Raw genomic sequence first — 453 nt, 5'->3', positions numbered from 1 at the left:
GAGGTGACCTTCACCCGGGATGGTCATACCTATCACCGGGTGCCCGAGGTGGCTGATGCCTGGCTTGATTCGGGCTCGATGCCCTTCGCCCAGTGGGGATACCCGCATGTGCCCGGCTCGAAGGAGAAGTTCGAGTCTCACTACCCGGGTGACTTCATCTGTGAGGCCATCGATCAGACCCGCGGGTGGTTTTACACCATGATGGCCGTCGGAACCCTGGTGTTTGACGAGTCCTCGTACCGCAATGTGCTGTGTCTGGGCCACATTTTGGCCGAGGACGGTCGCAAGATGAGCAAGCACCTTGGCAACATCCTGTTGCCTATCCCGCTCATGGATTCTCATGGTGCCGACGCGCTGCGTTGGTTCATGGCGGCCGACGGTTCCCCATGGAGTGCACGGCGCGTCGGTGACGAGACCATCCAGGAGACGGTCCGCAAGGTTCTGTTGACGTAC

Annotated in this window: 1 protein-coding gene; it reads left to right on the top strand. The window is 60.5% G+C overall.

The window, feature by feature from the left end; translation table 11 throughout:
- A partial coding sequence (locus tag H6B10_RS15360; RefSeq protein ID WP_204652346.1) for a class I tRNA ligase family protein occupies positions 1–453 on the top strand: 453 nt, incomplete at both ends.

This window comes from Gemmiger formicilis (genome assembly GCF_016901605.1).
Lineage (GTDB): Bacteria > Bacillota > Clostridia > Oscillospirales > Ruminococcaceae > Gemmiger > Gemmiger formicilis_B.
This window is presented reverse-complemented; position numbering and strand designations above follow the sequence as displayed.